This is a genomic window from Duganella guangzhouensis (assembly GCF_009674535.1).
Taxonomy (GTDB): Bacteria; Pseudomonadota; Gammaproteobacteria; order Burkholderiales; family Burkholderiaceae_D; genus Rugamonas; species Rugamonas guangzhouensis.
In genome coordinates this window covers 572478-596184 of the sequence record NZ_WKJK01000002.1, presented here as the reverse complement: position 1 = coordinate 596184, position 23707 = coordinate 572478, and the positions used below count along the sequence as shown (strand labels likewise).

The following is a 23707-nucleotide window of genomic DNA, read 5'->3' as shown; positions in this document are numbered from 1 at the left end:
TCCCGGTTATTGGGCGGGGCGGTTGGCGACGGGCGCGGTGCCGACCGGGCCTTTCCAGGGCTGCGGATTGACGGTGGCGCCGGGCTTGGCCTTCTGGAAGCCTTCGACCACGATGCGCTCGCCGCCTTTCAATCCACTGCTGACCACCCAGTTATTGCCGTCGTTGGCGTTGGCCGTCACCGGCTGCGAAATCACTTTGTTATCGGCGCCGACGATCAACACCGTCGAGCCCTCATTGGTGCGCACGATGGCCTGCTGCGGCACCGTGATGGCGGCATCGTTGACGCCTTGCTCCAGCCGCGCGCGCACGTACATCCCCGGCAGCAGCACCCGCTGCGGATTCGGGAACTCGGCCCGCATCGACACCGAACCGGTGGTCTCATCCACCGACACATCCGAGAACAGCAAGCGCCCCGCATGCGGATAGACCTGGCCATCCTCGGTCACCAGCGTCACCCGCGCCTCGCGTTTGGTGCCGGCGTTTTTCAGCTTGCCCTCGGCCAGCGCGCGCTGCAGCTTCAGCACCTCGGTCGACGATTGCGTGATGGTGACGTAAATCGGGTCCAGCTGCTGCACGGTCGCCATCGGCGTCGCTTCGCCCTGGCCGACCAGCGCGCCCTCGGTCACCAGCGCGCGGCTGACGCGCCCCGAGATCGGCGCCGTCACCGTCGCATAACCCAGCGTCAGACCGGCGGTGGTGCGCGCCGCCTTGCCGGTGGCCAGATCGGCCGCCGCCTGCTTCTGCGCCGTCACCGCATCGTCGTATTCCTGCTGGCTGACCGCCTGCGCCGCCAGCAACGGCTTATACCGTTTTACTTTCAGCTCCGCCTGGGCCAGATTGGCCTCGGCCTTGGCCACCGCCGCTTGCGCGCTGTCGTAGGACGCCTGGAACGGCGCCGGATCGATGCGGAACAGCACCTCGCCCGCCTTGACGTCGCCGCCCTCGGTGTAGACCCGTTTCAGCACAATGCCGGCGGTGCGCGCCCGCACCTGCGCAATCCGCGACGCTTCGGTGCGGCCGGGCAGTTCGCTGTTCAGGGTGACGCTGCCGGGAGTGGCGGTGACCACGGCGACGGTGGCGGGGGCAGGGGGCGCGGTATCGGTTTTCTTTTCACCGCAGGCGCCCAGCAGGGCAAGCAGGGCGACGGCGGCGCAACGAGGGACGAATCTCATGGATAGTCTCGCATCATGGTTTTATAGTTGATGCAAGATTGTAATGCAAAAAAAGGCAGAAGGACGGCCCGTGCCGTGCTTCTGCCTCGCAGCCGGGAAAGCGCGTCAGATCAACGCATGCCGGAGATGATTTGCTTCAGTTTGGCGGTGTCGGCCACGAAGGCGCGGATGCCCTCGGCGGTCTTCTCGGTCGCCATCGCGTCCTCGTTCAGCATGAAGCGGAAGGTCGCCTCGTCGATCGAGATCTTGCCGATCGGCGCGCTGTTGCTGGCGTCCGGATTCAGCTTGCGCTCGAGCGGCGCGTTGGTGTCGGCCAGCTTCTGCAGCAGGTCGGGGCTGATGGTCAGCAGGTCGCAGCCGGCCAGTTCCAGGATCTGGCCGGTGTTGCGGAAGCTGGCGCCCATCACCTCGGTCTTGTAGCCGAACTTGCGGTAGTAGTTGTAGATGCGCTTGACCGACTGCACGCCCGGATCTTCAGCGCCTTGGTAGTCGATGCCGGTCGACTTTTTGTACCAGTCGTAGATGCGGCCGACGAACGGCGAAATCAGCTGGGCACCCGCTTCGGCGCAGGCAATCGCCTGTGGCAGCGAGAACAGCAGCGTCATATTGGTGTGGATGCCTTCCTTCTCCAGGATCTCGGCGGCGCGGATGCCTTCCCAGGTCGAGGCCATCTTGATCAGCACGCGCTCACGGTCGATGCCGTTTTTCTCGTACAGCTTGATCAGGTCGCGGCCCTTGGCCACCGAGGCGTTGGTGTTGAACGACAGCGCGGCGTCGATCTCGGTCGACACGCGGCCTGGAATCACGCGCAGGATCTGCTTGCCGAAGGCGACCAGCAACTGGTCGATCACTTCGCCGGTCGGCGCGTCCAGGTTGTCGCGCACGGCTTTTTCCAGCAGCGGCTTGTATTCATCCTTTTGCACCGCCTTCAGAATCAGCGATGGGTTGGTGGTGGCGTCGCGCGGGGTGTAAGCCTGGATGGACTGGAAGTCGCCGGTGTCGGCAACCACGGTGGTGTACTGTTTGAGTTGTTCAAGTTGGTTCATTTGCGCTGCCAATCTGATAAAGGAGTTGTTATCCGGCTTATTTTACTCCGAACCCGGCCGCATTAGCCTAGCCGCATGGCAATTGCGCCACAGGCGATCAGGCCGACCGCCAGGATGCGGCCGGGCGCCAGCCGCTCTTTCAGGAACAGCGCGGCAATCACGGCGGCGAACAGAATCGAGGTTTCGCGCAGCGCCGCCACCGCCGCCACCGGCGCCAGCGTCATCGCCCACAGTGCCAGGCCGTAGGACGCCAGCGTGCCGCCGCCGCCCACCAGCATCACCCGCACATGGGTGCGGGCATAGGCCGGCAGCTCGCGCCAGCGCTGGGTGGAGCATAGCAGTAGCAGCACTGCGGTCAGCACGAACAGCCACAGAGTGTAGGCGGCCGGGCTGCCGGAGCGGCGCACGCCGATGCCGTCGATCATGGTGTAGGCGGCGATGACGGCGGCGTTCAGCAGCGCGTAGAAAGTGGCGCGGCGGCGCGCCTCGCGGTTGGCGGCGGTGTCGGCGCCGACGCTGGCGCCGCGCAGGATGGTCAGCGTTAGCACGCCGCCGCAGATCAGCATCACCGCCACATCCTGCAGCCAGTGCAGGCGTTCGCCCAGCAGCGGCACGCTGGCCAGTGCCACCAGCAGCGGCGCCGCGCCGCGCATCAGCGGGTAGGCCTGGCTCATGTCGCCGTGGCGGTAGGCCGCCGCCAGCAGACGGTAATAGATCACCTGGCAGCAGGCGGATGCCAGCAGCCACGGCCAGCTGTCGCGCGCCGGCCATGCCAACAGCGGCAGCAGCGGTAGCGACACCAGGCCGGCGCCACAGGCCACCAGCAGCGTGATCAGATATTTGTCGGGACCGGCCTTGACCAGCGCATTCCAGCTCGCATGCAGCAGCGCGGCAAATAGCACGACGGTGACTACCGAGCCGTCCATGGCCTAGCGCAGCTCCGGCACCGCGTTCATGGGGTTCTCCGCAACGCCAGCAGGCGTTCGATTTCCGCCATCAGCACATCGAACGCCACCGGCTTGTGGAAGTAGCTGTCGTAGGGCAGCCCGGCTTCCTTCATCAGGCCGGCGCTGCACAGGATGAAGGGGATGTGGCGCAGTGCCGCATCGGCGCGCCAGGCGTGGCACAGGCGGCCGCCATCCATCACCGGCATCATGTAGTCGGACAGCACCAGGTCCGGCGCCTCGGTGGCGGCGACGCGCAGCGCCTCGGCGCCGTTGGCGGCCGTCAGCACGCGGTAGCCGCGATATTCGAACAGCATGCTGTAGGCGGTCAGCACGTCGTATTCGTCGTCGACCAACAGCAGCAGCGGCGCGGGAACGGGAAGATTCATGGGCGCCCTACAGCGGCTGCACGTGCGGCGTGTTGGCCGGTCCCTCGATGCTCATGCCCTGGTCGGAGATGAACAACAGATGGTTGGCGGCGTCGTAGCTGTTTTCGCGCAGCTTCAGCACGCCGATCTGGCGGCGGTTGATGCCGCCCATGTCGACATAACGCAGCAGCACGATGTTATCGAACAGCATGGAGTACGACCCTTCGGGCTGCGCCGGCCCCTGGTGGAAATACGGCAGCTCCTGCATGAAGAACGTGGTCACATTGCGGCGCCGCAACTCGTTCACCAGCGCCACCAGGAAGGAACGCGCGCGGCCGCTATGGAAGATGAGTTCGACCAGCGCGTCGATGCCGTCCACCATCAACCGCTTGACCTGGCGTTGCTCGACGTTGTGCAGTACCTGCTGCGCCAGGCCGTCGACCAGCACTTCCAGCGGCGCGTTCCAGATGATCTGCAACAGGCCGCTGTCGGCATACGTTTGCAGGTCGAGACCGACGCTGCGCGCCTTTTCCAGCAGCCGCAGCGGCGATTCGTGGAAGCCGACGATCAGACAGGGCTCGCCGCGCTGCAAGCCTTCGTGGATGAAGTGCAGCGCCATCAGCGTTTTGCCGACGCCGGGATTGCCCAGCAGCGCGGTGGTGGAGCCGCGCACCACGCCGCCCTTGGTCAGTTGATCCCAGCCGGCGATGCCAAAGCCGGCCCGTTCCGGTTGCAGCCAGCGCTCGGCGCCGGCGGCGCTGCTGAGCGATTCCAGCCGAGGATAAATCGCGATGCCGTCGGCGCCCACCTCGAATACATGGCGCCCCAACAGGTGGCGCGAGCCGCGCAATTTGAACACCTTGATTTCGCGAATCAGCTGCATGCCGCGTTCGTACTGGCTTAGTTCAATCAAGCCATCGACCAGGGTGTTTTCCGAATCGGCCACATTGCCCTCGGTGGGTGACAGCAGGAAGGTGGTGCAAGTCATGGTGGCCACCAGCGAATTCAGCGACAGCATGAATTCGGATAGCGACATGTCCGACGGCGCCGCCTCGCGCACAGTGCGGAAGCCGTCGATGATCATCAGGTCGGGCCGGTGCTCGCTCAGCAGCGCCGCAATCGATTTTTGCAGCGCGCGCAGGCCGCCTTTGAGCAGCTCGTTGTAGGCGCCGAAGAACAGAATGTGTTCGCCAACCAGGCTCTCATCGAAGAAGGAGAAGTTGCTGAGGTGGTTCAGCATCTTGCCGTGGGTTTCCGCGATTAGCGTCAGGATCAGCACTTTCTTGCCCTGATGCGCGTGCTGGAACGCGACCTGGCAGGCCAGCGTGGTCTTGCCGCTGCCGGCCAGCCCCTGAATCAGATACAGGCTGTGCGCGGGAAAGCCCCCGCCCAGAATCTGGTCCAGGCCGGGCACATGGGTGTTGAGCAGGGGAATGCGCTGTGTGTTCATGTCCAGGTCGCAATATTACGAGTGTGGCAATGTCACACTGTAGCTTACTGCGGCCAATTATAGAAGGTTGGCGTGAACGGTGCGCTCCACGCGAACGCACCGCCGGCCAGGCTTACAGTACGTTGTTGATGGTGCTCACTTGCGTCTGCAAACCGACCAGATCGACCGTGCTGCCGCTGCCGTGGGCGATTTCGGTGTAGATGCCGTCGCCGTTGCCGTCGTGGTAGACCTCAAAGCTGGTGTGGCTGCCGTGGGTCTGCACTTCCAGGATGTAGCCGCTGGCCAGCTGGGTGTAGGTGGTGTCGCTGTCGACGGTGACGGTCTTGGTGGTGCCGTCGCTCAACACCTTGTCGACCGCGGTGACGGCACCGCTGCTGTCGATGGTGAACTTGGCGCGGTCATACGGTTCGACGTCGAGGCGGGTGGTGGCCGTGCCTTGCTGGATATAGGTGTCGGTGACCGATTGCACGTTGTAGCTGCCGGCGGTGGTGCCGGCCGCATAGATGGTGGTTTCGACTTCGTGGTCCACCACCGTGGTCTGGGTGATGGTGCCATCGCTGTTGACGGTGTAGCTGGTGGTGGGGCCGATGGCGACATCGCGCGTGGTGGTGGTGCTGCCATGCGTGGTGCTGGCCTGCACCGCCGTCACGGCGCCATTGGTGATGGTGAAGGTGTAACTGGCATCGCCGGCGTCATAGCCGCCGTGGCCGCCGAAGCCGCCGCGATCGTTGCCGTGGCCAAAGCCGAAACCGAATTGAAAGTTATTATTCATACTCCCTCCTGTGTTGAGTCATCTCAGGCTAGGTCAGATAGTTCACTACGGCAACGGTCTGCCGTGTAAATCACAGGCTAGGAAGTATTACAAAATGTTACAGAGGGGCTTAGCCGATGAAGGAGTCGAATTGCAAGTCGAATTCCTGCAACGCTTTTTGCGCGTTCTGCATCTTCTTGCGGAATTCCGGACCGCGCTGCAGCGCCAGGCCCACCGCCAGCACGTCGATCACCACCAGATAGGCCAGCCGCGCCGAGATCGGCGTGTAGGGGTCGATGTTGAAGATCAGGTCGATCGGGATCAGCACCGTGGCCAGCTCGGCCAGCGGGGTGCCGGATGGCGCCAGCACGATCACCTCGGCGCCGCCACGGCGCGCCAGCTTGACCGAGCGCACCAGCGACGGGCTGTTGCCGCGCTGTGAAATCGCCACCAGCGCGTCGCCGGTGCGCAGCAGGGCGGCGGCGATGCTGTGGATGTGCGGATCGGCGTAGGCCACGGTCGGCACGCCGGAACGGAAGAACTTGTGCTGGGCGTCGGCGGCGACAATGCCGGACGTGCCCTGGCCGTAGAACTCGATCTTGTTGGCCTTGGACAGAATGTCCAGCGCCTTTTGCACCGCTTCCGGATTCAGGTTGTTGCGCAGGTCGAGCAGGGTGTTGATCGAGCGGCTGCAGATCTTGTTGACCAGGTCGGCCGCGAGGTCGTCCTGGGTCGGCTGTTCGTTCAGGCCGGGCAGGGCCAGCGCCAGCCCCTGGGCCAGCTTGAGCTTGAACTCATGCCAGCCGTCATAGCCCAGCGTACGGCAGAAACGTACCACGGTCGGTTCGGACACTTGCGCGCTTTTGGCCAGCGCAGTGATGTTCTGGTTGACCGTCTGCGTCGGGTGATCGAGCACGGCCAACGCCACCTTGCGCTCCGATTTGGAGAGCGAGTCCAGTTGGGTACGGATGGAATCGAGTAGCATCAGTCTTCCGGCAATACTTCTTCACGCCATTGCAGGCCATCGCGGCCGATCAGCGCCGAAGCGGCGGCCGGGCCCCAGGTGCCTGAGGAGTAAGGCAGCGGGTAGCTGTCGTCGGCTTCCCAGTTGTTCAGGATAGGCTCGACCCATTCCCACGCCGCTTCCAGCTCGTCGCCGCGCATGAACAGCGTCAGCTGGCCGCGCAGCACGTCGAGCAGCAGGCGCTCGTAGGCTTCCATGCGTGGCGATTTGAATTGCTCGCGGAAGTCGAGTTCCAGCTCGGCCTGTTTCAGACGCATGCCGTCGCCGGGCGTCTTGGCCATCAGGTTCATGCGCAGGCCTTCGTCCGGCTGCAAGCGGATCACCAGCGAATTCGGCTGGAAGCTGTTGGTCGGCTGGGCAAAGATCGAGTGCGGAATCTGCTTGAAGCGCACCACGATTTCCGCCAGGCCATCGGCCATGCGCTTGCCGGTGCGCAGGTAGAACGGCACGCCGGCCCAGCGCCAGGTGTCGATCTCGGCTTTCATCGCGACGAAGGTTTCGGTGCGCGAATGTTCCGGCGCGTCCGGCTCGTCGCGGTAGCTCGGCACCGCCTTGCCGTCGACGTGGCCGGCGCGGTACTGGCCGCGCACGATGTTCTGCGCCAGCGTGGTCGGGGTGAATTTTTTCAGCGAGCGCAGCACTTGCAGCTTGGAGTCGCGCACCGCGTCCGGCGAAATCGAGGTCGGCGGTTCCATGGCGACGATACACAGCAGTTGCAGCAGGTGGTTTTGCAGCATGTCGCGCAGTGCGCCCGAGGTGTCGTAATAGCCCAGGCGGTTGCCCACGCCCAGCTTTTCGGCGATGGTGATCTGCACGTCGGAAATCCACTCGCGGCGCCACAGTGGTTCGAACAGGATGTTACCGAAGCGCAGCGCCAGCAGATTCTGCACGGTTTCCTTGCCCAGGTAGTGGTCGATCCGGTAGATCTGCGATTCCTCGAACACCTTGCCGACTTCGGCGTTGATTTGCTTGGCCGAGGCCAGGTCGCGGCCGAGCGGCTTTTCCAGCACCACGCGCGAGTTCGGCGTGACCAGGCCGTTTTCCTTCAGGTTCTCGCAGATCTTGGAGAAGATCGCCGGCGGCGTCGCCAGGTAGTAGACCTTGGTGATGGCCTCGTCCTTGCGCAGCGCTTCCACCAGGCTCTTGTAGCTGGCCGAGTCGGTGGCGTTCAGCGACACGTAGACGATGCGCTTGGTAAAGCGCTCCCACGCGGCCGGCACCACGGCCGGCGACTTGATCAGCGGCTTGGAGGTGGTTTCGACGGTTTGCAGGAATTCCTCCTGGCTGGCGTCCGCGCGGCCGACGCAGATAATGCGGGCGGTCGGCGGCAAGTCCTTGGCGACATCGCGGGCATACATCGCGGGCAGCAATTTGCGCATCGCCAGATCGCCGCTGCCGCCAAACAGAACCAGATCAAAATCGGAAAGAGCCATAGTGTGTAAATCGTCGCAAAAAAGGTGCCGGAGGAATGACCGCAAACAGCAGCGGCCGCCAGTGTAAATTTACTACTTCTCAGGGGGCTTTGCAAGAAATTTTACTACATTATCATAGTGCGCGAGGGGCCCGGCCACTGGCGATCTGCAATTGTTGCGCGCAGCCCGCACGCTGGCCGGATTAATTTCCTTTGGGAAAATTGCGCTATAATGGCGGCATTCCCGCATGCGATCCTGTACGCCGTTCCGCGCCCTTTTGCGCGCTCTCCGCCGGATCATGCAGCGCATGCGCCGCCACTACGCGGCATCTTTACGCTCCCGGCCTTCGCCCCGCCGATCCCCAACCGTCAATTATAAGCTGGCCTGTCGTCGCGCGCAGTCGCATTGATCGGCCCCGGAGCATTTCATGACAAATCGATACGACCCCTTGCAGGCGATCGCCGTCCAGGCCGACAAGCTGATCCTGTGCGTGCTATGGGCCTTGCAACTGTTTGCGCTGGCGCTGGCCGGCCTCAACGACACCTGGCTGCTGGCGCTGCTGGTCGGCCTGCTGGCCGCCGGCATTCCGACCGCGCTGCACGTGACCGCGCCGGGCTCGCTGCTGACGCGCTGCGCGGCGGCGGCGTCGCTGATGGTGTTCGCGGCGCTCAACATCCATCAGGCCGCCGGCCTGACCGAGCTGCACTTCGGCATTTTCGTTTATCTGGCCTTCCTGCTGGCCTACCGCGACTGGAAGCCGATCGTGGTGGCGGCCGCTGTGGCGGCGGTGCATCACCTGAGTTTCCATTATCTGCAGGAATGGGGCTATGGCGTGATGTGCTTCACCCGGCCGCAGTTGTCGACCGTGTTCATTCACGCCGCCTATGTGGTGGTGGAGTCGGCGGTGCTGATCTTCCTGGCGACCATTCTGCGCCGCGCCGCCAACCAGGCGGCCGAGCTGGAAAGCATCGTCGCCGCGCTGGCGGCGATCGAGGGCCGCATCGACCTGTCGGCCACCCAGGCTCAGCCGCACAGCCGGCTGGCGCGCAAGCTGGTAGAAATGCTGGTCACCATGCGCGACACCATCGCCGGCGTGCGCGATGGCGCGCATACCATCGCCGGCGCCTCCGGCGAAATCGCGCAGGGCAATGCGGAGCTGTCGCGCCGCACCGAGCGCCAGGCCGGCAACATCGAGCAGACCGCGTCGTCGATGGCGCGGCTGGCGGCCACGGTGCGCGCCAATAACGAAAGCGCGCGCCAGGCCAACGAGTTGGCGCAGAGTGCGTCGAAGATCGCGGCCAAGGGCGGCGATGCGGTGCGCCAGGTGGTCGACACCATGGGCGAGATCAACGCCTCGTCGCGCAAAATCGTCGACATCATTTCGGTGATCGACGGGATTGCGTTCCAGACCAACATCCTGGCGCTGAACGCGGCGGTGGAAGCGGCCCGCGCCGGCGAGCAGGGGCGCGGCTTCGCGGTGGTGGCGTCGGAAGTGCGCACGCTGGCGCACCGCTCGGCCAGCGCGGCCAAGGAAATCAAGGAGCTGATCGGCGATACCGTGCAGACGGTGGAGGGCGGCAGCCGGCTGGTTGACGAGGCCGGTGCCACCATGCTGGAAGTGGTCGACAGCGTGCAGCGCGTGACCGCCATCATGGGCGAGATGAGCAACGCCAATCAGGAGCAGAACGAAGGCATCGAGCGCATCAACAGCGCCATCGTCGAGTTTGACGAGGTGACGCAGCAGAACAGCGCGCTGGTCGAGGAAGACGCGGCGGCGGCCGATGCGCTGGCGCAGGAAGCGCAGCATCTGACCCGGCTGGTGTCGGCCTTCAAGCTGGAGGAAGGTTCGGCGGCGCGGCGCGCGGCCAGCGCACCAGCCGCGCTGCGGCTGGTGGCGTAACCGCCGCTTCTTCTTACTGGATCTCGATCGACTTGACGCCGACCGCCAGCTGGCGCTCGTCGGCGTTGATGCCCAGCTGACGTGGCGAGGCCGCGTCCGGGAAGCGCATCAGCAGCTCGACCTGGCCGTCGGCCAGGGCTGGCAGCGGCAGCTCGACGTTGGCCCGTGCCGTGCTCTTGAACACGAATTCCCGTTCCGGGCCGCCGTTGACCGAGACCAGCATGCGCTGGCTATGTTTGTCATTGACCAGCGCCGTAATCAGATTGATCTTCAGCTTCAGCTGGTCGCGGCCGGCATGCTCGGGCAACGTGAACTTGAAGCGCGCCTCCTGCCCCACGCTCCAGCGGCCCCACGGCTCGGCATCGGCAAAGCCTTGCAGGCTGGCGCCGTCCAGCGTGGCGCTGGTCAAATCCCAGTAAGCCAGCCGACTGCCGGTGGCGGCATAGACCGGATGGGCTTCCCAGCGCTTGTTCACCAGGTCCAGTTCGCACAGGCCGTCCAGCTTGTGCGCCTGCGCGAACGCCTGCACCCGCAGCCGGTAATCCGGGCTGGTGGGCGCGCCGAAATTCCAGTCGGCCGGATTGAAGCTGGCGAAGCCGTTGATGGTGGGCAGGTGCGCCAATTCCGCGATCAGCATCGCATCCACATTGTGCGGATACAGCGAGCCCACCGCGAACGATGGATCGCCGTCGACGGTATCCGGCGAGGCGGTGGTGAAGAAGGACTTGCACTCGGCCGGCGCCGCCGGGATGCCACTGGTGCGCTCAATCAGCAGGCGGCGGTCCAGCGTGGTGATTGGCTGCAGATTGATCTGCTCGGCCAGCAGCAGCGCGCACAGCGCCAGCACCACCAGCCGTGGCCACGCCGAACGCGACAGATACCACACCGCCAGCGCCGTCGCCGGCACCGCCAGGAACAGGAATACCCGCGCCACCACGCGCAGGCCGCCGCCGCCCGGCATGTATTTGTAGATCCAGATCCAGCCGCTGTCGTCGCCGAAGCGGATCGCCAGCAGGAACATGATCAGGCTGGCGGCGGCGATGCCGATCAGCGCGGTGCGGATGGCCGGCGGCACCGCCAGCTCGCGCTTGAAGATGGCCAGCACGCACAGCCCGGCCAGCACCAGCAGAATCGGCGTCAGGCCGGCTTCGCGCTCGCCGCTGCCGAGGTCGCACATCTGGCAGCCGGCGTGCAGCGCCTGCATCTTGCCGCCGAACAGCAGGTTGGCGGTGCCGACGTTGAAGCTGTCGAACAGGGTAGGGATGTAGTACAGAATCTCGCTCCACGGCCGCTGCTTGGACACGCCGCCGCCACTGATGTAGACGCTGGCGAACGGCAGCAAGGCGACCGCGCCCACGACGGCGATGCCAAGCAGCGGCCGCCAGTTGGCGATCACCGCGTCGCGCAGTTGACGCAGGCCGGGACGGCCGATCAGCACCAGCTGCACCGCCAGCACGATCAGCGTGAAGGTGGTGAAGAACCAGGCGGTGTACAAACAGGTCAGCATCCACGCCGCGAACAGCAACGCGGCCAGGCTACCGAACTTGAACAGGCGCTTGCCCTGCTGCGCAAACAGCGCCTGCAAGGTTTCATAGATCAGCAGCGCTTCGACCGGCGCGAACGCCACCGACAGCAGCTGTGCGTGCGACAGCTGCATATAGCTGTTGTTGCTGAGGGTGAACACGGCGGCGCCCAGCAGTGCCCACGCAAACGGCAGCTTCAGCATGCGCCGCGCCGCCGCCAGGAAGCCGAAGAAGCCGATCGCCTTGATGACCATGTTCACCAGCTCATTGGCGGCGAACGATTCGATCGAGCACAGCCGGAACACGGTGTAGATCACGCCATACAGGAACTGGCCTTCGTTATAGCCCAGCGTCTTGGGATAGGGGTAGAAGTAGTTGGGGCTGTTCCAGTGCGACCAGCCGGTGAAGAAGTTATACCAGTGCTCCAGCAGCGCGACCTGAATCACGCCGTCGTAACGGTCGCCGGACAGGTAGGCGAAATGATTGAGTAGCTGTTGGCGGAAGAAGACGCCCACCACCAGCAGCGCGACCGCCAGTGCGATCCAGGTGTGGGCGCGCTGGTGGCGCGAGGGTGTTTCTGAAGCAATGTGCATGTAGGATTCCACGAAGAACTTTTCCGCGCGATAATAATATGAAATTGCATATAAAGCAAAAATTCCATATTTTCTATCGTGTGTGTCCTCCGTGGCGTTGCCTCATGCGCGGTAGGCGGGCTCCTCGCGGCCGGCGACATCCATCTCGATCGCCAGCAGTTTGCCGCTCAGCGGATATTGCGCCAGTTCCGGCGCCGGACGGGCGCCGGCGCTGGTGACGTACAGCGTGCGCAGATCCGGACCGCCGAAGGCCGGCATGGTCGGGCAACGCACCGGCAGCTTGATCTCGCCCAGCAGCGCGCCGTCCGGCGACAGCTTGGCGATGCGCGCGCCTTCAAACATCGCCACCCAGTAATTGCCTTCGCTGTCGATCGCGGCGCCGTCCGGACGGCCGCCGTAATTGTTCTCCTTATCCATCGAGAACTGGTGCAGCAGGCGCTGGTTGTCGACCGCGCCGGTGGCGACGTCGTAATCCAGCTTGGTGACGCGGTGGGCGGCGGTGTCGGCGTGATACATGCTCTTCTGGTCCGGGCTGAAGCCGGAGCCGTTGGAGTTGGTCATGCCGCCCGACCATACCTTGCGCAACTGGCCGCGCTCCAGCACATACATTTCCGCCGCCGGCTTGTCGCGCGGCTCGTAAATGGTGCCGACCCAGAAGCGCCCGGCCGGATCGACGTGGCCATCGTTGAAGCGGGTGATGGCTTGGTCATACGGCGCGGCGACGATGGGCGTCAGCTTCACGTCCGCGCTGGCGGTGTCCAGGTGTGCGAAGCCGCTGCGCATCGCCACCACTAGGCCGCCCTGATCGCTGATGGCCAGCGTGGCCGGTTCGCTGTCCAGTTTCCAGGCGCGGTGCGCGCCGCTGGCCGGATCGAGCCGGTGCACGGTGAAAGCCGGGATGTCGACCCAGTACAGCGCCTGCTCGCGCGGGTGCCACAGCGGGCACTCGCCGGTTTGCATGACGGCGTCGTAAGCTACCTTGATGTTCATATGTGTTGCGCCGCCTTTGCCATGAAGATCAGACCATTGGTCGAGCTGTCGTGACGTTCCGGTTTTACTTCGCCGGTCAGTTCCGACTGGATGTTCTTGGCCAGTACCTTGCCCAGCTCCACGCCCCACTGGTCAAAGCTGTTCAGGTCCCAGATCACGCCCTGCACAAAGGTCTTGTGCTCGTACAGCGCGATCAGCGCGCCCAGCGCGCCCGGCGTCAGCTGGTCCATCAGGATGGTGTTGGATGGACGGTTGCCAGGGAAGGTCTTGTGCGGCACCAGCGCGTCGATTTCCTCGGCGCTCAGCTTGGAACCGGCCAGGTCGGCGCGCACTTCATCGGCGGTCTTGCCGGTCATGAAGGCTTCCGATTGCGCGAAGCAGTTGGCCAGCAGCGCGTCGTGATGGCCGGCCAGGTCGTGGGTGGCGCGCAGCGCGGCGATGAAATCGATCGGCGTCACGTCGGTGCCCTGGTGCAGCAGCTGGAAGTAGGCGTGTTGCGCGTTGGTGCCGCATTCGCCCCACACCACCGGACAGGTCGGGGTGTCGACTTCAGCGCCGCCACGGGTGATGCGCTTGCCGTTCGATTCCATGTCCAGCTGTTGCAGGTAGGCCGGGAAGCGGTTCAGATCCTGGTGATACGGCGCGATCGACAGCGAGCCGGCGTCGAGGAACTGGCGGTTCCAGAAACCGACCATGGCCAGCAGCACCGGCATGTTCTGTTCCAGCGGCGCTTCGCGGAAATGTTCATCCATGGCGTGGGCGCCGGCCAGGAAATCGCTGAAATAGCCGAAACCGACCGCCAGCGCCACCGACAGGCCGATCGCCGACCATACTGAGTAGCGGCCGCCGACCCAGTCCCAGAACGGGAACATATTGGCGGTGTCGATGCCGAATTCCGCCACCGCCTTGGTGTTGGTGGAAACCGCCACGAAGTGCTTGGCCAGGTCTTCCGCCTTGCCGCCATTCTGCAGGAACCAAGTGCGGGCGGTGCCGGCGTTCAGCATGGTCTCGGCGGTGGTGAAAGTCTTGGAGGCGATGATGAACAGCGTGGTTTCCGGGTTGACCAGGGCCAGCGCGGCGTCCATGTCATGGCCGTCGACGTTGGACACGAAGTGCGTTTTCAGGCGCGGATGCGAGTACGAGCGCAGCGCCAGCACCGCCATTTTCGGTCCCAGGTCCGAACCGCCGATGCCGACGTTGACGATGTCGGTGATCGGCTTGCCGGTGTAGCCCAGCCACTGGCCGTTGCGCACGCGGTCGGTGAATTCCTTCACGTGGTCCAGCACCGCGTGCACGTCGGCGTTGACGTCCTGGCCGTCCACCACCAAGGCTTTGCCGCGCGGCATACGCAATGCTGTGTGCAGTACAGCCCGTTGTTCGGTAAGATTGATCTTCTCGCCATTCAGCATCGCGTCGCGCTGGCGCTCGACGCCGCGCTCGCGGGCCAGATCCAGCAGCAGGCGCACGGTGTCGGCGTCCAGGCGGTTCTTGGAATAGTCGAGGAACAGGCCGGCCGCGTCGACGGTCAGCTTGGGAAAACGTTGTGCGTCGGCCGCAAACAACTGGCGCAGCTGCCAGGTCTTGGCGTCGGCGGCATGAGCGGCTAGGGCTTGGAAACTGGCGGTCGAGGTAAGTGATGGCTGGCGCATAATGTTGATTATGAGGTAAGAGGGGATGAGCGAATAATACAGGGAAAATCAGGTAAATTCACTACGCTTTGGTTGCAGGCCACGATTTTTTCCACTGTTGTAACGGATTGAATTACGCCGCCGACGACCGCCAGCACATGCCAGCTCTATAAGAAAACAAAGTCGGTTTTGGAATTTTGTAGTAAAATTTCACGGAATTCATTCATAAGGAACGATCATGGCGTTGCATCCCGTCTTAGAAGCCGTCACCAATCGCGTCATTCAGCGTAGCAAAGCATCGCGTGGCGCCTATCTGGCCCACCTCGAAGCGGCCCGCGTCAAAGGGCCGCAGCGCGGCACGCTGGCCTGTACCAATCTGGCGCACGGCTTTGCCGCCTTCCCGGCCAATGACAAGCTGGTGCTGAAAGAGGTCAAGAAGCCGTCGGTGGCGATCGTTTCGGCGTACAACGACATGCTGTCGGCGCATCAGCCGTTCGAGCGTTATCCTGAAATTATCAAACAAGCGGTGCGCGAAGTGGGCGCGGTGGCGCAGTTCGCCGGCGGCACCCCGGCCATGTGTGACGGCGTCACGCAGGGACAGCCAGGCATGGAACTGTCGCTGTTCTCGCGTGACGCGATTGCGATGTCGGCGGCGGTGGCGCTGTCGCACAATATGTTCGATTCGGCGCTGTACCTGGGCGTGTGCGACAAGATCGTGCCGGGCCTGCTGATCGGCGCGCTGCACTTCGGTCACCTGCCGGCGGTGTTCGTGCCGGCCGGCCCGATGACCACCGGCCTGTCCAACGCCGAGAAGGCCAAGACGCGCCAGCTGTACGCCCAGGGCAAGGTTGGCCGCGCCGAACTGCTGGAAGGCGAGTCGCAGTCCTACCACAGCGCCGGCACCTGTACCTTCTACGGCACCGCCAACTCCAACCAGATGCTGATGGAAGTGATGGGCCTGCACCTGCCGGGCGCCGCCTTCATCACCCCGAACACGCCGCTGCGCGATGAGCTGACCAAGGCTGCCGCCCAGCGCGCCGCCGTCATCACCGACCAGGGTGGCGAATACATCCCGGTCGGCCATGTGGTCGACGAGAAGGCCATCATCAACGCCGTGGTGGCGCTGCTGGCCACCGGTGGTTCCACCAATCACACGCTGCACCTGCCGGCGATCGCCAAGGCGGCCGGCATTGTCATCGACTGGGACGATTTCAACGAGCTGTCGAAAGTGGTGCCGCTGCTGTGCCGCATCTATCCAAACGGCGACGCTGACGTCAATCACTTCCACGCCGCCGGCGGTACCGGTTTCGTCATCCGCGAGCTGCTGGATGCCGGCCTGCTGCACGACGACGTCACCACCATCCTCGGCAAAGGTCTGCGCGCGCACTGCGCCGAACCGTTCCTGGGCGAGGGCGACAAGGGTGTGGTGTTCAAGGATGCGCCGCTCGAACCGGGCGACGACAAAGTGCTGCGCAAAGCCAGCGCGCCATTCTCGCCGGACGGCGGCATGGTGCTGGTGCAAGGTAACCTGGGCCGCGCCGTGATGAAGGTGTCGGCGGTGAAGCCGCAGCACCGCACGGTGGAAGCGCCGGCGCTGGTGTTCAACTCGCAGGAAGACTTCATGGATGCCTACAAGGCCGGCCAGCTGGACCGCGATTTCGTGGCGGTGCTGCGCTTCCAGGGCCCGCGCGCCAACGGCATGCCGGAACTGCACGCGCTGACCCCGGCGCTGGCCAATCTGCAGGACGCCGGCCGCAAGGTGGCGCTGGTGACCGACGGCCGCATGTCGGGCGCGTCGGGCAAGGTGCCGGCGGCGATCCACGTGTCGCCGGAAATCCTGGCCGGCGGTCCGCTCGGCCTGGTGCGCGATGGCGACATCATCAAGGTCTGCGCCGAATCCGGCACGCTGGAAGCGCTGGTCGACTCGACGGTGTGGCACGCGCGCTCGATGGCGCATGCCGACATGTCGATCAACCAGGTTGGCATGGGCCGCGAGCTGTTCTCAATGTTCCGCAACAGCGTGTGCGAGGCGGAGAAGGGCGCGACTACCTTCCCGCTGCCGTCGCCGATCGCCACCACGGTGAATCTGCATGAAAAAGAGCCGGTCGGTAATACCGTGCCGGGTTCCGACGAAGATTTCTCCTCCAAGAAAGAAGCCTGATATGACCCTGTCTCTGCTCGACATTATGCGTACCTCGGCCGTGATCCCGGTGATCGCGATCGACGATCCTGATCACGCCGTGCCGCTGGCGAAAGCGTTGGTGGCCGGCGGTATCCGCGTGCTGGAAGTGACGCTGCGCACCGCGCACGGCCTGGGCGCGATCAAGGCCATGACGGCGGTGGAAGGCGCCATCGTTGGCGTCGGCACGCTGACCCAGCCGGAAGAATTCGCCGCCGCGCGCGATGCCGGCGCGGTGTTTGGCGTGTCGCCTGGTTTGACCCCGGCGCTGATCGCCGCCGCCAAGAGCAGCGGCCTGCCATTGCTGCCGGGCGTGATGACGCCGTCGGAAGTGATGGTGGCGCGCGAGCAGGGCTTCAAGCAGTTGAAACTGTTCCCGGCGGTGCCGGCGGGCGGCGTCGGCATGCTGAACGGGATCGCCGGCCCGCTGCCGGACGTCACCTTCTGCCCGACCGGCGGCATCTCGATCGAGACCGCGCCGCAGTTCCTCAAGCTGAAGAACGTGGCCTGCGTTGGCGGCTCGTGGCTGACGCCAAAAGACCTGATCGCCAACGGTGAATGGGACAAAATCACCGAACTGGCCAAGGCGGCCAGCAGCCTGCGGGCATAAGACAAAAGGCGCTGCGGCGCCTTTTTTTATGGATCGGTGTGGTAAGCCCGCGTGCCCGGCGGCAGCTGGACCCAGGGATGACGGCGGCTGTCGTAGACCGAGACGGTGGGCGCTGGAAACGTCGGGTCGGCAAACGCGCCGACCGCGACGCTGACCCGGCTGTCGTCACCGACTTCGGTGTGGTACACGGTGGTGCCGCATACCGGGCAAAAGCGGAACAGGAATTGCGCGCCCTGGTCGCCGCTGCGCAGGTATTCCGTGGCCTGGCCGCTGACCTGGTACGGCGCATTGAAGCTGGCCAGCGCGGCGAACACGCTGCCGGTGCGGCGCTGGCATGCGAGGCAGTGACACAGGCCGACGCCGCGAGGGGCGCCGCGGACTTCGATGCGCAGCTGGCCGCAGCTGCAGGATGCGGTAGCGTGATGGTCGGGCATCTGCTGGCCTAGCCGCTCAGTTTGTTATACAGCGTGCCGGACCAGCGGGCGGTGATGCGGCTGCAGTGCATTTCGAACTCGTCACCGTCTTTGGTCTTGGTGGCCTGGAAGTGGTTGATGGCGATGCGGGTGGCGTCCTGCAAGGCGCCGGCTTCGGTGATCTGCTTGGGCGGCGGTTCGTCGCGGATATGCAGCAGGTACTCGACCTTTTTGGGATCGGTATTCTGGTCGTACCAGATCTCGACGCGGATGGCGTCATCGTCATGTTCGCTTTCCGCAAAACAGCGGCCCTGCCGCTTGGTTTCAAATTTAAACCGCATCGCGCTCCTCCCTGGCTCATAAGGATCAGCGTAGCACGACCGCCGCGCACGCGAAACAGTCTTGCAAATGGCTAGCGTGGCGGTATCTGATTTTGCAGCATGGCAGTCTTCAGGACTTCATTAATCAGTCCTTGATAGCCGCGTCCCAGTGACTCCGCCTTGGAAAGATAAAAAGCGTACACGTCATCGTCGAGATAAACTGAAACTTGTGTTTTCCCTTTTGTCGATAGCACTGCACCACGCCATCCTTTACTGAAATCATATTCCTTGCGCATGATATTTCTCCGCTTCGCTTTTGCTGGCCTTGCGTGCGGAGATAAGCCTGGTTCTATCACCGCGCGACGTATGAATGACTATCAGAATTTTCCCGGCGCCATCTGCGCCCAAAGTCGAAAAACGCTGCTCACCGAGCGCGTGCTTATCCTCTGTGGTGATCGCCAATGGATCTAGCAGAACCTGCTCCGCCTGCCCAAAACTTACTTTGTGTTTGCGCAAATTTGACTGGGCTTTTACTAAATCGAATTCGATGTCGTTGAATTGATTATGCATTGACTATTTGTATAGTCAAGCGACGCCAGCGGTGTTGTGGTCGATCAAAGTCGCATGCGCAGGCCGATCGGGGACATGGTGAAGGCCATCAGTTCTTCGGGCTCGGCGCCGTCCAAGGTGTCGATGGATTGGATGCTGAAGCTGGACAGCAGCATGGCGGCGGCGATTTTGATTTCGAGTAGCGCCAGGTAGCGCCCCGGGCACGTACGCACGCCGGCGCCGAACGGCATCGAGACGTGTTTGTCGATCGCGCCGTCGCCGCGTACCAGCCAGCGCTCGGGATCGAAGGCGGCGGCATTGGGCACGTGGGTGTCGGACACGCTGTCGTTGCGCATCACGCACCATACCAGGCCGCCTTTCGGCACCTGCACATCGCCCACCACACTGTCGCGCAGCGCTTCCAACGGAATGAAGGGCGCCACCGGCTTCAGACGCATCGCCTCCTGCGCGCAGGCGTCCAGATAATCCAGCGCGTCCATCTGCTCGATGGTGAAGCCGCGTGGATCGGGCGCCACCCGCAGCACTTCGTCGCGCGCTTTTTGCATCGCCGCCGGATTACGCTGCAACAGATACAGCATCCACGCCAGCGTATTGCTGGTGGTGTCCTCGCCGGCCAACAGCATGGTGGTGACGTTGCCGGCCACCGCCGCGTCGGTGACGCCGCTGCCGCCCTCATCGGCGGCGCAGATCATCGCTTCCAGCAGATTGGATGGACGTTCGCGCCGCGCCGGATCGGCCGTCAGCCGCGCGCGCGCCGCCGCGATCAGCTCATCGATGGCATGATTCAGCGCCAGCAGATGCCGGTCCAGCGCGCGGTCGCGCGGCAGCTTGAGATAGCGCCAGTAAGGAAACAGCGCGATCGAACGCTGCGCCACCGCCGGCAGCACCACGTCCATGTGACGCTGGATCACATCCTCGCCGCCATCGATGGTGTTCACGGTTGAACCGAACGCCAGTCCGGCGATGATGTCGACGCTGTAGCGTTTCAGATCCTCGGCCAGATCGATGCTGCTGCCGTCGCGCGCGGCCTGTTGCCAGCGCTGTTGCAGCCGTAGCGCCACCGTCACCAGCGATGGAAAATATGCCTTCACCGCATGCGGTGCCAAGGCTGCCATCACCATGCGCCGCTGGTCGCGCCAGGCCGCACCCTCGGCCAAAAACACGCCGGGCCGGCCGCCCATTTCCTCGGAAATGATGGCGCTGATCGACGGCCGCCGGAAACCATCCGGCCGGTCGCGCAGCACCGCGTTCACCAGTTGATGGTCGGCCACCACCAGCAAGGGCGTGCGGCCAAACGTGATTTTGAACAGCGGACCATAACGCTTGCTCCACGCCTCCACGTCCTGATGGATACGCAGCGCGCGCAATTGCGGCAGATTGCCGGCCAACGGCCAGGGACGTGGTCCCGGCAGGTCGCGCAGGTGGCGCAGCGCGGTGTTGGCGGAGGCGGGGGCGTTGATCGTGTTCTGCATGACGGCTTCCTGGAGTAACGATAGTGCCAGTGTGCCGCGCCGCGCGCGCAGCGTATTGAACGTTTGCGACATGGTATAAACTGTTTGCCATGAGTACTCGGCTGATCTTCCCCCGCAAGTCACTGGCATCCTGCGTACGCGCCTACATCGAGCGCAGCACGGTGGAGACGCCGCTCGCCGCGCGCGCGGATCGCTACAACCACTATCCGGCCACGCCGCATTGTTCGATCACCTTCTACATCGAGGGCGAGGCGGAAGTGGTGGAGCCGGCCGATGCGCCGCAGGACCGCATCCGCGTGGTGTTCTGCGGCCCGCAGAACCGTCCGATCACCACCTACAATCCCGGCCCGGTGCGCATGCTGATGGTGATGTTTTACCCGCAGGTGCTGCATGCGTTGAGCGGTATTGACCTTTCATCCTGGGTCAACCGCTGGGCGCCGGTGGAGCAGGCGCTGGGACCCGAGTGGGAAGCTTTATCGGCCGCCGTGCTGGCGACGCCGGAGCGGGCGCTGCAGCTGGTGGAAGAATTTCTGGAGCCGCGCTGGCAGGCCGCGCGTCCCGGTGGCGCTGGCGCCACGGCCGGCGATTGGGTGCGCCATCTGGCCGCGCAGGCCGCCAACACCGCGTTGGGACGCGGCGTGCGCAACATCGAACGCCGCATCAAAACCAGCGCCGGCCAACCAATGCGCAAGCTGCTGCGTTTGCAGCGCGCCGAACTCTCGTTCTTCAGCGCGCGCGATGAGTATCTGGCCGGCAGGGCGGTGTGGTCCGACATCGCCGCGCGCGGTGGTTATGCGGATCAGGCCCACTTCTGCCGCGAAGCGCGCGAGATCACAGGCCACAGTCCATTGGAACTGGCGCGCAAGCTGGATTCCGGCGACGAGAGCTACTGGATCTACCGCGTCTGGACCTGACCGGCGCAGGCGGCGCGCGTCATCGGGAATTCGATGCGCCGTGCCTTGCCGTTGTAGCTGCCCTCGATGGCCGCGCGCAGCTGGTTCGGCGGCTGGTAACGATAGATCACCTTTTGCGGGAAGTCGTGGCCCTGGTTTTCAAACACCACCTCGGTCGCGCTCAGGGCGATGGCGGTGAAGCTGGCGCCCTCCTGGCCGGACGGCTGCGCGTGGAAAATCACTGCATCGTCATTGGCGCTGGTGATGCGCATGAATTCATAGTTGGCCACCTTGCCGCCCTTGATGGTGCGGCTCATGCCCATCATGGCGCCGCCGGCCGTCGTGGTCCATTGTTCGCCCGAGCCGGGCTCGCCGCCATCGGCGGTCCAGCAGCCGCTCAGCCACGCCAACTGGTCCAGCGGCGCGGCGCCGGCACTTAGCGTCGCGAGCAGGCAGGCGGATAACAGCATCGGCTTGCGCATTGGTGTCTCCTCAGTGGGTGAGCAGGGCGGACACGCGGTTGCGGCCATTGCGCTTGGCCTGGTACAGCGCGCGGTCGGCGGCGCCGATCAGCGCTTCGATTTCCACCGGCAGGTCCGGCAACTGGGTGGCGATGCCGATGCTGACCGTGACCAGTTGCGCGGCGTCGGTGGTGCGTTCATGCGGGATCGCCAGTTCCTGCGCCCGCGCGCGGATGGTTTCCGCCATCAGCATGGCCTGCTCGACGTCGGTCTCCGGCAGGATCATCGCGAATTCCTCGCCGCCGTAGCGCGCCATCAGATCGCACGGCCGCTTCAGCATGTCGGCCAGCGCGGCCGCCACCTGGATCAGGCATTGATCGCCTTTCTGGTGGCCGTAGTGGTCGTTATAGGCTTTGAAGTGGTCGATGTCGATCATCAGCAGCGACAGCGGGGTGGCGCCGCGCTTGGCGCGCCGGTGTTCCTTTTCCATCGCGACGTCGAAGTGGCGGCGATTGGCGATGCCGGTCAGGCCGTCCGAGAAGGTTTGCGAACGCAGCACCATGGTTTGCTCGCGCAGCAGCTTTTCGCGTGTCACCGCGATGCTGACGTCACTGACCTGGATCAGACAGTGGCGCGGCGCGCCATCCACCGCGATCGGCGTCACTTCCACCGCCTGCTGGATGCGTTCGTCGCGCGCGGCCGCCGCGCGGCTGGCATGCAGCGCGAACGGCGCCTTGTTCAGGGTCTGCGACAGCAGCGAGGCGAAGTTGTTGTACAGCGCGTGCTGGATCGCGGTGTCGACCCGGCCACCGCGCAGGCCGGGGAAGACGGCAAAGAAATCGCGTCCCAGCACCTGCTCGTGCTCCAGCCCGGAGTGTTTGCTGATCCAGCTATTCCACAGCACGATGCGGCGCTCGTGGTCGAGCACGATCGCGCCCAGGTTGACGGCGCAGAACACGCTTTCCAGCAGGGGCAGTCGCGGTGAATTCATGCTTGCCCCATCGCGCGCGCAATATAAAGGTTGATCTGCTCCTGCAGGTCGTGCAGCGCCGAGATATCCAGCACGAAGGCGACGTAGCCGTGGATCTGGTGCTTTTCCAGCACAAAGTCGATGTGCAGCATCAGCACCACGTTGCCGGCCTCGCTGCCGGTGGCGCTGAGGATTTCATCGCTGGTGCCGACATGGTACTGCGGCAGCGAGCCTTGCAGCTCGCGCTGGAAGGTGTTGGCCAGCGTGCCGACGCAGGAGTTCAGCATGATGTTGCCGATCTCGCACATGGCTTCTTGTTCCATCTCGGTCAGTTCCTTGAGCGGAATGGCTTCCCCCACCATCAGCCGCACGATTTCCAGGCTTTTATCTTCCGGGAACATCAGGATGGCCTGGGTGCCGAACGCGCCGTGGAAATGCTGGCTGACGCCGCAGATGCGCTCCGGCAGGCCGTCGTTCTTGCCCAGCAGCCGCGCCGCCTCGGTGCGCGGGATGAAGCTGATCGACGGCACCGACATCCGCACCGCCTCGTGCACGATGGCGCTCATCGACGCCGCCGCTTGGCCGACGCCGATGTTGAAGATTTCCACCAGCGCGTCGTTTTCGAGTTCGGTCAGGTTGAACATGATTACACCGCTTCCAGCGTGGCCACCAGTTGCGCGATGCGCGCCTCGGTGATCGGCTTTTCGACAAAGCCGATGCCCATGGCGCTGGCGCGCTCGCGGGTGGCGGTTTGCACATTGGCGGTCAGCAGCGAGATCGGCACGGTGGGGAATTCCTGGCGCAGCTGCTCGGCGGCGGCGATGCCGCCCATGCCGGGCATGTTAACGTCCATCAGTATCAGGTCGGGGCTGACGTGGCGCGCCTTGACCAGCGATTCCTCGCCGGTGCCGGCTTCCTCCACGATCCAGTCGGCGCGCAGGCCGGCAATGTACTGTTTCGCCATCATGCGTGAGACGCGGCTGTCATCGACGATCAGCACTGTTTTAGTAGTCATGT

The 23707-nt window shown here is 64.3% G+C and carries 24 protein-coding genes; 4 read left to right on the top strand and 20 right to left on the bottom strand.

Annotation, left to right across the window (positions count from 1 at the left end):
* Positions 1-6: 6 nt before the first annotated feature.
* From GJ699_RS05900 to zwf, 8 genes are all read right to left on the bottom strand, one after another.
* The gene (locus GJ699_RS05900) at positions 7-1173 is read right to left on the bottom strand and encodes an efflux RND transporter periplasmic adaptor subunit (RefSeq protein WP_154374007.1); all 1167 of its coding nucleotides are present in this window, start codon (positions 1171-1173) and stop codon (positions 7-9) included.
* Between the two features lie 110 nt (positions 1174-1283).
* Positions 1284-2219 carry a transaldolase gene (gene tal / locus GJ699_RS05895; protein ID WP_154374005.1) on the bottom strand — a complete coding sequence of 312 codons (936 nt, stop codon included), beginning with the start codon at positions 2217-2219 and terminating at the stop codon, positions 1284-1286.
* Positions 2220-2281: 62 nt separating this feature from the next.
* Positions 2282-3145 carry an EamA family transporter gene (locus GJ699_RS05890; protein ID WP_154374003.1) on the bottom strand — a complete coding sequence of 288 codons (864 nt, stop codon included), beginning with the start codon at positions 3143-3145 and terminating at the stop codon, positions 2282-2284.
* 26 nt (positions 3146-3171) lie between these two features.
* A complete protein-coding gene (locus tag GJ699_RS05885) occupies positions 3172-3552 on the bottom strand; it encodes a response regulator (protein WP_154374001.1) in 381 nt (126 codons plus the stop codon).
* 7 nt (positions 3553-3559) lie between these two features.
* Complete coding sequence (locus GJ699_RS05880) at positions 3560-4981, bottom strand: ATPase domain-containing protein (protein ID WP_154373999.1); 1422 nt, start codon at positions 4979-4981, stop codon at positions 3560-3562.
* Between the two features lie 112 nt (positions 4982-5093).
* Entirely contained in the window at positions 5094-5753 is a 660-nt protein-coding gene (locus tag GJ699_RS05875; protein ID WP_154373997.1) for a hypothetical protein, read from the bottom strand.
* Between the two features lie 109 nt (positions 5754-5862).
* Positions 5863-6717, bottom strand: coding sequence for an SIS domain-containing protein (locus GJ699_RS05870; protein ID WP_154373995.1), 855 nt, complete (start codon positions 6715-6717; stop codon positions 5863-5865).
* Positions 6717-8189, bottom strand: a complete 1473-nt coding sequence (gene zwf / locus GJ699_RS05865) for a glucose-6-phosphate dehydrogenase (RefSeq protein ID WP_154373992.1) — start codon at positions 8187-8189, stop codon at positions 6717-6719. Before zwf ends, GJ699_RS05870 begins: the two co-directional genes overlap by 1 nt.
* A 406-nt stretch (positions 8190-8595) precedes the next feature.
* Here zwf and GJ699_RS35115 point away from each other — a divergent pair, with 406 nt between their 5' ends.
* Entirely contained in the window at positions 8596-10068 is a 1473-nt protein-coding gene (locus GJ699_RS35115; RefSeq protein WP_154373991.1) for a methyl-accepting chemotaxis protein, read from the top strand.
* Positions 10069-10081: 13 nt separating this feature from the next.
* Here GJ699_RS35115 and GJ699_RS05855 read toward each other — a convergent pair whose 3' ends face one another.
* The 3 genes from GJ699_RS05855 to pgi all read right to left on the bottom strand — a co-directional run bounded on the left by GJ699_RS05855 (position 10082) and on the right by pgi (position 14823).
* Entirely contained in the window at positions 10082-12184 is a 2103-nt protein-coding gene (locus tag GJ699_RS05855; RefSeq protein ID WP_154373989.1) for a hypothetical protein, read from the bottom strand.
* Between the two features lie 102 nt (positions 12185-12286).
* The gene (locus tag GJ699_RS05850; protein WP_229261955.1) at positions 12287-13174 is read right to left on the bottom strand and encodes an SMP-30/gluconolactonase/LRE family protein; all 888 of its coding nucleotides are present in this window, start codon (positions 13172-13174) and stop codon (positions 12287-12289) included.
* Positions 13171-14823, bottom strand: coding sequence for a glucose-6-phosphate isomerase (pgi, locus tag GJ699_RS05845; RefSeq protein ID WP_154373987.1), 1653 nt, complete (start codon positions 14821-14823; stop codon positions 13171-13173). Before pgi ends, GJ699_RS05850 begins: the two co-directional genes overlap by 4 nt.
* A gap of 217 nt (positions 14824-15040) precedes the next feature.
* Between pgi and edd the strand changes: the two genes are divergently transcribed.
* Together edd and eda are read left to right on the top strand one after the other, a co-directional pair.
* On the top strand, positions 15041-16963 hold the full coding sequence (edd, locus tag GJ699_RS05840; RefSeq protein ID WP_154373985.1) for a phosphogluconate dehydratase: 1923 nt from the start codon (positions 15041-15043) through the stop codon (positions 16961-16963).
* A 1-nt stretch (position 16964) separates the two neighbouring features.
* Positions 16965-17591, top strand: coding sequence for a bifunctional 4-hydroxy-2-oxoglutarate aldolase/2-dehydro-3-deoxy-phosphogluconate aldolase (gene eda, locus GJ699_RS05835; protein WP_154373983.1), 627 nt, complete (start codon positions 16965-16967; stop codon positions 17589-17591).
* Positions 17592-17617: 26 nt separating this feature from the next.
* Here eda and GJ699_RS05830 read toward each other — a convergent pair whose 3' ends face one another.
* From GJ699_RS05830 to GJ699_RS05810, 5 genes are all read right to left on the bottom strand, one after another.
* Positions 17618-18025, bottom strand: coding sequence for a GFA family protein (locus GJ699_RS05830; RefSeq protein ID WP_154373981.1), 408 nt, complete (start codon positions 18023-18025; stop codon positions 17618-17620).
* An 8-nt stretch (positions 18026-18033) separates the two neighbouring features.
* Positions 18034-18345 (bottom strand): hypothetical protein, encoded by a 312-nt coding sequence (locus tag GJ699_RS05825; RefSeq protein ID WP_154373979.1) that lies wholly within the window; start codon positions 18343-18345, stop codon positions 18034-18036.
* A 71-nt stretch (positions 18346-18416) separates the two neighbouring features.
* Positions 18417-18620 carry a BrnA antitoxin family protein gene (locus tag GJ699_RS05820; protein WP_154373977.1) on the bottom strand — a complete coding sequence of 68 codons (204 nt, stop codon included), beginning with the start codon at positions 18618-18620 and terminating at the stop codon, positions 18417-18419.
* Positions 18604-18894 carry a BrnT family toxin gene (locus GJ699_RS05815; RefSeq protein ID WP_154373975.1) on the bottom strand — a complete coding sequence of 97 codons (291 nt, stop codon included), beginning with the start codon at positions 18892-18894 and terminating at the stop codon, positions 18604-18606. The genes GJ699_RS05820 and GJ699_RS05815 overlap by 17 nt, the downstream gene beginning before the upstream one ends.
* A 44-nt stretch (positions 18895-18938) precedes the next feature.
* Complete coding sequence (locus tag GJ699_RS05810; protein ID WP_308495503.1) at positions 18939-20438, bottom strand: cytochrome P450; 1500 nt, start codon at positions 20436-20438, stop codon at positions 18939-18941.
* A 17-nt stretch (positions 20439-20455) separates the two neighbouring features.
* Here GJ699_RS05810 and GJ699_RS05805 point away from each other — a divergent pair, with 17 nt between their 5' ends.
* Complete coding sequence (locus tag GJ699_RS05805) at positions 20456-21280, top strand: helix-turn-helix domain-containing protein (RefSeq protein WP_154373973.1); 825 nt, start codon at positions 20456-20458, stop codon at positions 21278-21280.
* Here GJ699_RS05805 and GJ699_RS05800 read toward each other — a convergent pair.
* The 4 genes from GJ699_RS05800 to GJ699_RS05785 are packed head-to-tail and all read right to left on the bottom strand — an operon-like array spanning position 21262 to position 23705.
* Complete coding sequence (locus GJ699_RS05800) at positions 21262-21741, bottom strand: DUF6265 family protein (protein ID WP_154373971.1); 480 nt, start codon at positions 21739-21741, stop codon at positions 21262-21264. The genes GJ699_RS05805 and GJ699_RS05800 overlap by 19 nt on opposite strands.
* Positions 21742-21751: 10 nt before the next feature.
* The gene (locus GJ699_RS05795) at positions 21752-22711 is read right to left on the bottom strand and encodes a diguanylate cyclase (RefSeq protein WP_154373970.1); all 960 of its coding nucleotides are present in this window, start codon (positions 22709-22711) and stop codon (positions 21752-21754) included.
* Positions 22708-23334, bottom strand: coding sequence for a chemotaxis protein CheC (locus tag GJ699_RS05790; protein WP_154373968.1), 627 nt, complete (start codon positions 23332-23334; stop codon positions 22708-22710). Before GJ699_RS05790 ends, GJ699_RS05795 begins: the two co-directional genes overlap by 4 nt.
* 2 nt (positions 23335-23336) lie before the next feature.
* On the bottom strand, positions 23337-23705 hold the full coding sequence (locus GJ699_RS05785) for a response regulator (protein ID WP_154373966.1): 369 nt from the start codon (positions 23703-23705) through the stop codon (positions 23337-23339).
* Positions 23706-23707 lie beyond the last annotated feature (2 nt).

Bases quoted from the DNA above. Each gene is read 5' to 3' on its own strand.
- GJ699_RS05900 (WP_154374007.1), bottom strand. From the start codon at position 1,173: ATGAGATTCGTCCCTCGTTGCGCCGCCGTCGCCCTGCTTGCCCTGCTG.
- tal (WP_154374005.1), bottom strand. From the start codon at position 2,219: ATGAACCAACTTGAACAACTCAAACAGTACACCACCGTGGTTGCCGAC.
- GJ699_RS05890 (WP_154374003.1), bottom strand. From the start codon at position 3,145: ATGGACGGCTCGGTAGTCACCGTCGTGCTATTTGCCGCGCTGCTGCAT.
- GJ699_RS05885 (WP_154374001.1), bottom strand. From the start codon at position 3,552: ATGAATCTTCCCGTTCCCGCGCCGCTGCTGCTGTTGGTCGACGACGAA.
- GJ699_RS05880 (WP_154373999.1), bottom strand. From the start codon at position 4,981: ATGAACACACAGCGCATTCCCCTGCTCAACACCCATGTGCCCGGCCTG.
- GJ699_RS05875 (WP_154373997.1), bottom strand. From the start codon at position 5,753: ATGAATAATAACTTTCAATTCGGTTTCGGCTTTGGCCACGGCAACGAT.
- GJ699_RS05870 (WP_154373995.1), bottom strand. From the start codon at position 6,717: ATGCTACTCGATTCCATCCGTACCCAACTGGACTCGCTCTCCAAATCG.
- zwf (WP_154373992.1), bottom strand. From the start codon at position 8,189: ATGGCTCTTTCCGATTTTGATCTGGTTCTGTTTGGCGGCAGCGGCGAT.
- GJ699_RS35115 (WP_154373991.1), top strand. From the start codon at position 8,596: ATGACAAATCGATACGACCCCTTGCAGGCGATCGCCGTCCAGGCCGAC.
- GJ699_RS05855 (WP_154373989.1), bottom strand. From the start codon at position 12,184: ATGCACATTGCTTCAGAAACACCCTCGCGCCACCAGCGCGCCCACACC.
- GJ699_RS05850 (WP_229261955.1), bottom strand. From the start codon at position 13,174: ATGAACATCAAGGTAGCTTACGACGCCGTCATGCAAACCGGCGAGTGC.
- pgi (WP_154373987.1), bottom strand. From the start codon at position 14,823: ATGCGCCAGCCATCACTTACCTCGACCGCCAGTTTCCAAGCCCTAGCC.
- edd (WP_154373985.1), top strand. From the start codon at position 15,041: ATGGCGTTGCATCCCGTCTTAGAAGCCGTCACCAATCGCGTCATTCAG.
- eda (WP_154373983.1), top strand. From the start codon at position 16,965: ATGACCCTGTCTCTGCTCGACATTATGCGTACCTCGGCCGTGATCCCG.
- GJ699_RS05830 (WP_154373981.1), bottom strand. From the start codon at position 18,025: ATGCCCGACCATCACGCTACCGCATCCTGCAGCTGCGGCCAGCTGCGC.
- GJ699_RS05825 (WP_154373979.1), bottom strand. From the start codon at position 18,345: ATGCGGTTTAAATTTGAAACCAAGCGGCAGGGCCGCTGTTTTGCGGAA.
- GJ699_RS05820 (WP_154373977.1), bottom strand. From the start codon at position 18,620: ATGCGCAAGGAATATGATTTCAGTAAAGGATGGCGTGGTGCAGTGCTA.
- GJ699_RS05815 (WP_154373975.1), bottom strand. From the start codon at position 18,894: ATGCATAATCAATTCAACGACATCGAATTCGATTTAGTAAAAGCCCAG.
- GJ699_RS05810 (WP_308495503.1), bottom strand. From the start codon at position 20,438: ATGTCGCAAACGTTCAATACGCTGCGCGCGCGGCGCGGCACACTGGCA.
- GJ699_RS05805 (WP_154373973.1), top strand. From the start codon at position 20,456: ATGAGTACTCGGCTGATCTTCCCCCGCAAGTCACTGGCATCCTGCGTA.
- GJ699_RS05800 (WP_154373971.1), bottom strand. From the start codon at position 21,741: ATGCGCAAGCCGATGCTGTTATCCGCCTGCCTGCTCGCGACGCTAAGT.
- GJ699_RS05795 (WP_154373970.1), bottom strand. From the start codon at position 22,711: ATGAATTCACCGCGACTGCCCCTGCTGGAAAGCGTGTTCTGCGCCGTC.
- GJ699_RS05790 (WP_154373968.1), bottom strand. From the start codon at position 23,334: ATGTTCAACCTGACCGAACTCGAAAACGACGCGCTGGTGGAAATCTTC.
- GJ699_RS05785 (WP_154373966.1), bottom strand. From the start codon at position 23,705: ATGACTACTAAAACAGTGCTGATCGTCGATGACAGCCGCGTCTCACGC.